Source organism: Shewanella sp. SG41-4 (genome assembly GCF_014164505.1).
GTDB lineage: Bacteria > Pseudomonadota > Gammaproteobacteria > Enterobacterales > Shewanellaceae > Shewanella.
On record NZ_JACJFI010000233.1, the window covers coordinates 1 to 6,234 of the forward strand.

The 6,234-nt window shown below is 42.3% G+C and carries 5 protein-coding genes; 1 reads left to right on the plus strand and 4 read right to left on the minus strand.

Annotated elements, in window-relative coordinates:
* The 4 genes from H5202_RS16860 to H5202_RS16875 form a co-directional block, all read right to left on the minus strand.
* Nucleotides 1-227: DUF3240 family protein (locus H5202_RS16860; RefSeq protein WP_182773097.1), on the minus strand; the 227-nt coding region annotated here is incomplete at its 3' end.
* The gene (locus tag H5202_RS16865) at nt 224-3,277 is read right to left on the minus strand and encodes an efflux RND transporter permease subunit (RefSeq protein ID WP_182773098.1); all 3,054 of its coding nucleotides are present in this window, start codon (nt 3,275-3,277) and stop codon (nt 224-226) included. The genes H5202_RS16860 and H5202_RS16865, both read right to left, overlap by 4 nt.
* Before the next feature lies 1 nt (nt 3,278).
* The gene (locus H5202_RS16870; RefSeq protein WP_182773099.1) at nt 3,279-4,307 is read right to left on the minus strand and encodes a membrane fusion-like protein; all 1,029 of its coding nucleotides are present in this window, start codon (nt 4,305-4,307) and stop codon (nt 3,279-3,281) included.
* Nucleotides 4,304-5,542, minus strand: coding sequence for a metal transporter (locus H5202_RS16875; RefSeq protein ID WP_182773100.1), 1,239 nt, complete (start codon nt 5,540-5,542; stop codon nt 4,304-4,306). The genes H5202_RS16870 and H5202_RS16875 overlap by 4 nt, the downstream gene beginning before the upstream one ends.
* Before the next feature lie 145 nt (nt 5,543-5,687).
* Between H5202_RS16875 and H5202_RS16880 the strand changes: the two genes are divergently transcribed.
* Nucleotides 5,688-6,212: a helix-turn-helix transcriptional regulator gene (locus H5202_RS16880; protein ID WP_182773101.1), complete on the plus strand. Its 525-nt coding sequence runs from the start codon at nt 5,688-5,690 to the stop codon at nt 6,210-6,212.
* Nucleotides 6,213-6,234 lie beyond the last annotated feature (22 nt).

The window sequence follows — 6,234 nt, forward strand, 5'->3', positions numbered from 1 at the left end:
TCAAGAAGTGCCGCTTGCTGGGCTTGAGGGTGCATAATTTCAAATTTGTAAAATTCCCTATAGCCCTCTACTTGCTCCTTGATATTAAAATGACTGTGTTCACGACTAAATCCACAGATATCACCGAGGCTAAAGCCTGACAAAAAGTCCAATTCAATCAAGGTATCAACGATGTCATCCTTAACATCATTTTGGGCAATCAACACTAAGAGTTGCTCTGTGCTCATTTACGTTTCTCCAGCCAGAAATACAGAATTGGCAGTAAGTAAAGCGTGGTAATTGTTGAGGTAAGTAAGCCACCGATAACCACTATGGCTAAAGGCTTTTGAATTTCAGCGCCAGGGCCTGTAGCAAACACTAATGGCATAAGGCCAAACATCGCCGTGGTGGCCGTCATTAAAATAGGTCGTAAACGACGTACGGCGCCTTGTTCAATTCTTTCCAAAAGGCTACTGAACATATGTTTAGTTTGCTCGTAATAACTCACCATCACCACACCGTTAAGCACGGCAACACCTAGCAGAGCGATGAAACCTACTGATGCAGGTACAGATAAATATTCACCCGACAGATATAAACTGACGATACCGCCCATCATGGCAAAAGGCACATTCGCGAGGATCAATCCAGCTTTGGCGAGTGAGCCAAACGTGGTAAATAAAATCAACGTGATGAGCGCTATGGCGATAGGGATAACCAGCAGCAGATTGTTAGTAGCACGTTGTTGATTTTCAAACTCACCACCAAAATTGACGCTATAACCGCTAGGTAATTGAACCTCACTAGTAATTTTTGCATTGAGTTCTTCAACGAATCCGACAATGTCACGGCCACTTACATTGGTCGTAATAACAGAGAATCGGTTACCTTGTTCACGCTCAATAAGAATGGGGCCTTTTTTGTAACTTAGCTTGGCCACATCTGTAACCCGTTTAAGGCTATGATCAGGCATCACTAACAATTGGTTTTGTAGCTCATTAATACTGCTTAAGCTGCTTGGGTTGCTGGTAATCAGCACTGGGGTACGTTTTTTTCCTTGCAACACTTCGGTCACTATTACGCCTTCGAGTTGGCTTTTGAGATAGCGGGCAAACTCCATGGTACTCATACCAAAACCTCGTGCTATTTCATTATCTAGGGTGAGGTTAATAAAGGAGCTACCTTCAATCATCGACATTTTCACGTCGACACTCCCCTCGGTGTTATTCACAAGCTGCTGAATTTGGCTGGTCAAATTGCCTAACGTCTCGATATCGTTACCAAACACTTTTATCGCGACATCACCAATGCTGCCTGTCAGCATTTCGGATACTCTCATTTGAATCGGTTGAGTGAAGTTAAAGTTAACCCCAGGATAATCTACGAGTACGGTTCTAATCGCTTCTATTAGTTGCTGTTTATTGGAAAAACGCCATTCACTACGAGGGATTAGCTCCAAAAACACATCGGTTTCGTTTAATCCCATTGGATCTAAGCCAATTTCATCGGCGCCAGTACGCGCCACGATTTGTTTTATTTCAGGTACTTGTGCCAACAGAGTTTGTTCAATTTGCTTATCAATGGCAATCGATGCATTCAGAGAAATCGACGGTGACTTCTCCAACTGTAAAATAATGTCACCTTCATCTAACGTCGGCATAAAGGTTTTACCAACCACACTAAACAACCCAAAACTGACAATCAACAAGCTTAACGCGATAACAATAAAGTGTTTTTGATAAACAAATATTCCTTTAAGGCTACTAAGGTATACCCGCTTGAGTTTCTCGATTGCTTTGGGCTCTTTGGCCGCTTTTTCATTAACTAAATAAGATGCCATAACCGGAATCACCGTCAGTGATAGCACCAGAGCAGACAGCATCGCAAATACAATAGTGACCGCAACAGGAGTAAAAAGCTTACCTTCTAACCCAGTTAAAGTGAGTAATGGCGAAAATACGATCATCACAATAGCAGTACCTGATACCACGGGAATGGCGACATCTTTAGTGGCACGAAAGATCAGGTGAAGCCTTGGCAGTCGTTGTTTGGTCGCAATAAGGTTAACCATGTTTTCGACCACTACCACCGAGGAGTCCACTAACATACCTATGGCGATAACTAAGCCACCTAAACTCATCAAGTTGGCAGACAGATTAAAAAAATCCATCATTAAAAAAGTCATCAAGGCAGAAAGTGGCAAAGAAAGAGAAACCACTAACGCGGCGCGCACATTACCTAAAAACAATGCCAGCAGCACAATCACTAATACCACGGCTTCAAATAGCGCATTCGAAATGGTCCCGATTGCAGTGTTAATTAGATTAGCACGATCATAGAAGATGTTAATTTGGCTGCCCTTTGGCAAAGTCAGGCTGATTTGTTCAATTTTTTGTTTAATATTTTTAACTACCTGATCCGTATTGGCATCTTTTAACGCGATGATTAATCCTTCTGCCGTTTCGTGACCGTCTTTAGTCACGGCACCATAACGAGCTAAATGACCAATCTGAATATCAGCCAAATCTTTCAAACGATAAACCTTGGCATCATCAGCCTTTATCACTAACTGGCGTAACTCATCAATGTCGTCGATACGGCCTTCGGCGCGGACGATAATGGTGTCAGTACCAATGGTCAGTTTACCTGCGCCCTCATTATGATTATTCTCGACAATAGCCTGTTGCAAAGCCGCAAAACTAATGCCCGCCGCAGACATAGCTGCAGGATTTGGATTAATGCTAAAGCTTTTGGCATAACCGCCTAAAATATTGACATCTGCCACGCCCACAACGGTGCGTAATAGAGGACGAATTTCCCACTCTAATAACTGTCGCCTTTCCATCAATGACAGATTAGGGTTTTCCAAAGTGAACATAAAAATTTCACTCAGCGGTGTACTCATCGGCGCTACACCACCAGTAACCCCTTCAGGAAAACTCCCCCACACAGCAGAAATGCGCTCGCTAACTTGCTGACGAGCCCAATAGATGTCGGTGCCCTCAACAAAGTCTAGGGTGATGTCGCTGATGGCATATTTAGTGGTAGAGCGCAGAATCGCTTGATTGGGAATGCCTAACAGCTCAGTTTCAATCGGCACCGTAATCTGTGCTTCGATTTCTTCCGGTGTCATCCCCGGCGCTTTTAAGATAATTTTCACTTGCGTTGGCGAAATATCAGGAAAGGCGTCTAATGGAATGGAATACCAAGAGCGAACACCGGCTAACATTAAAAACAACGCCACAATTAATACAAATAAACGCTGAGTAAGCGAAAATCGGATCACCGATGTCAGCATATTATTCGCCTCCTAAGCCAAGTAATATCCCTTTGACTGCCGCAACGGATTCCGTTAATACCTCAATTTTACTGAGGTCTTGGTCACTGGCAACAATGTATTGCTCTGGGGTAGAACCTAAAATATCAATCGTGAGGGACGTCAATGTCTCGCCTGTTTTGGTCAATATCTGGCTGTCTTGCTCCCAACTAAACACACTATTTTTGGGCAACATATACACCGATTTTTGATACTCAGGAATCACCGTAAGTTGCTGACCTAAGAGTAAGTTACATTCCTTTGGCACAGGCAATGACCATGCGGTAACAAATGCGCCATCGGCGATTGCAGAAATGGAATCGATGGCAATATGACATTGGTTAATATTCACCGCAGAAAGTGATAACGATTGGCTCATCGGCACATTAACTTTGACACGTACACTGTCACTGGGCACCAATGAAAAAATCTGTGAACCCGCCATATAAGGACCATTAGGCAGATTGAACTTCACAATACCTGACATTGGCGTACCGACAACAAAAGAGTCTGTTGCAGCATCGGTGCTTAGTACAATCTCCATGAAATGGTGCATATGCTCGTATTCTAGATAACTGTCAAAATAGTCTTGGCTTATCTCGCGCCACTTGTCAGCACTAATACTGCCATTTTTAAATAAGGATTTATTACGTTCATAACGAGTGTTGGCCAGCTGATACAAATTGCTCGCCGCCTCTACTTGGGCGAGGTAATGAAACACTTCAGGTCCCGTTAACCTAACGATCGCCTGGCCTTTGCTGACCATTTGCCCTTGAGTAACCAAAAAACTGACTTGCTGGATATTTTCCGGCGTGCTGACCCAATATTCACTACCGGGTAGCATGCTAATTTGTGCTGGCAGTGCACTACCTTCATAACTGGCCACTTTTTGCGGCTGCGCATAGCTAAGCTGAATATTACCCAATGACTTGATATCAATAGATTCGGCCTGAGCTAGGCTGAAAATACTGGCAATTAAATAACTAAGGCCTACGCCGTATTTGACCATCATAATGGGATACCTAAAGCTTGAAGTTGCTGGGAATGAAGTTGCTGTTGCATGACCATATTAATGGCCAGACGAGACTCAGTATCGAGGGCGTCCATATATCGGCGCAGCCACACCTCATAACTGACTTGGCTTTGATCTTTTACTTTGGCAAGTTCTTCGGTAATGGTGCGACTAAGCGATAGTGCGCGGGTGAGTAATGCTTGTTGGTCGAGCAAATTTTGTTGTTGCTGACGCAATACCTCAATCTGGTTGGTTAATTCTAAATAAGTGCGATCGCGATTAATCATTTGTTCGGCTTGAGATTGTTGCCATCCAGATAATTCGCTTTGTGATAACGCTGAACCAAACGTGATAGGCACCGTGATACCGACACCCAACTGTTGATCATCAACTGGACCATCTGAGGTGTTTTTAGCGGTTAATGACACTGTCCATGGGTCTTGTTCGCCAGCTTGTTGGCTGTTAATGATCAGCATTTGTTGTTGCTGTTGCAGTACCTGTAATTGCCATAATGGATGTTGGCTAAGATCATTTTCTATTTGAGAAGAGCCCACTAGAGATCGGGCTGTTTCGGCAATTTCCTGCGGCACATCTCTTTGGCCAGTAAGTTGAGTAAATAAGGTCATCGCTTCATTTTTCGACTGTTTAATGATTATTTTTTCAAGATCAATGTCGATTAATTCTCGTTCCAGCAATAAAGAATTAGCGATAGGCAGCTCTCCCACCTCCGCTAATTTTTTTTGCTGGGCGTACAATTTATTAAGTAATGTTGCTTTACGTAAAAGCTGGGAAAATTTTACTGAGGCTAAGCGTTGGTCCCACAAGCTTTGTCTGAGTAAGCCAGATAGATACAAACCTTGTAAGGCCCGTTGTTGAGCCACTATGGCTTGCGTGAGCTGCTTTAGCTGTTTATCACTGGCATATAAACTCGGGGATTTTATGGGCAAATTAAGTGAAAGTTCTTGCTCATGAATGTTACTATTATCGGTGCTACCGAGGTGCTTTAAACTGATATTAGGTAAACCGTTAAGCCAAGTAGAGCTAGTTAAATTTGCTTCATTGCTTACGGTCATTACTGAATGGCTATTACTCGTTTGGGTAGGATTATTTAATCGAACTTGGCTCATGTTGAGTAGCTGTCCTAGCTCAGTATTGTCAGCGGCATGGCTAAGGCCAATGCTACAGATAAACACTGCCAACAAACCTATATTGATACCAGACGAATTTTTAAACATAAGGCGTTTCTTTGAGTAATACAGTATGTCTTTATTGTCGGTGTTAACAGCTTAAAAATCTTTGGATATATGTATCATAAAAGGTTCTATGGTACATATGTCCTATAAATTAATTGATTGATATTACGTTTATTTAGGAGTTGTCATGAAGGATGTTGTCATTATCTCTTTACTAGGATTAAACATGTTGTTTAAACTTTTTGACACCATCGCTGACGCCCAATTTGGCGCGCCAGAATTGCATATATTGCTAGAAATCATACTGATTTTGTTAACTGCAATTGGAACAATTTATTTGAGTTATGATTTAGTTCGTCGCTCACGAGAAATGAAACAGTTAGCGAAACAACTCATCAATGCAGATAAAAAAATCGACAACATCTCGAGCCATATGCGATCTGCGAGACAAGAATACAGTAAAGCCGTATCGACCCAATTTCATACTTGGAGCTTTACCAAAAGCGAGCAACAAGTGGCATTTTTATTGTTAAAAGGCCTTAGCTTTAAAGAGATTGCCGAAGTACGTCAAACCAAAGAAAAAACAGTAAGACAACAAGCTTCATCCATTTACGGTAAAGCGACGGTGGACGGGCGACACACTTTTTGTGCTTGGTTTATGGAAGATTTCATACAAGAACATGACCAAGGTTTGGCCAATAACTATCAATAACTATCAATAACTATCAATAACC

Excerpts from the sequence above, each read along its gene's own strand:
- H5202_RS16865 (WP_182773098.1), bottom strand. The coding sequence starts at position 3,277 with ATGCTGACATCGGTGATCCGATTTTCGCTTACTCAGCGTTTATTTGTA.
- H5202_RS16870 (WP_182773099.1), bottom strand. The coding sequence starts at position 4,307 with ATGATGGTCAAATACGGCGTAGGCCTTAGTTATTTAATTGCCAGTATT.
- H5202_RS16875 (WP_182773100.1), bottom strand. The coding sequence starts at position 5,542 with ATGTTTAAAAATTCGTCTGGTATCAATATAGGTTTGTTGGCAGTGTTT.
- H5202_RS16880 (WP_182773101.1), top strand. The coding sequence starts at position 5,688 with ATGAAGGATGTTGTCATTATCTCTTTACTAGGATTAAACATGTTGTTT.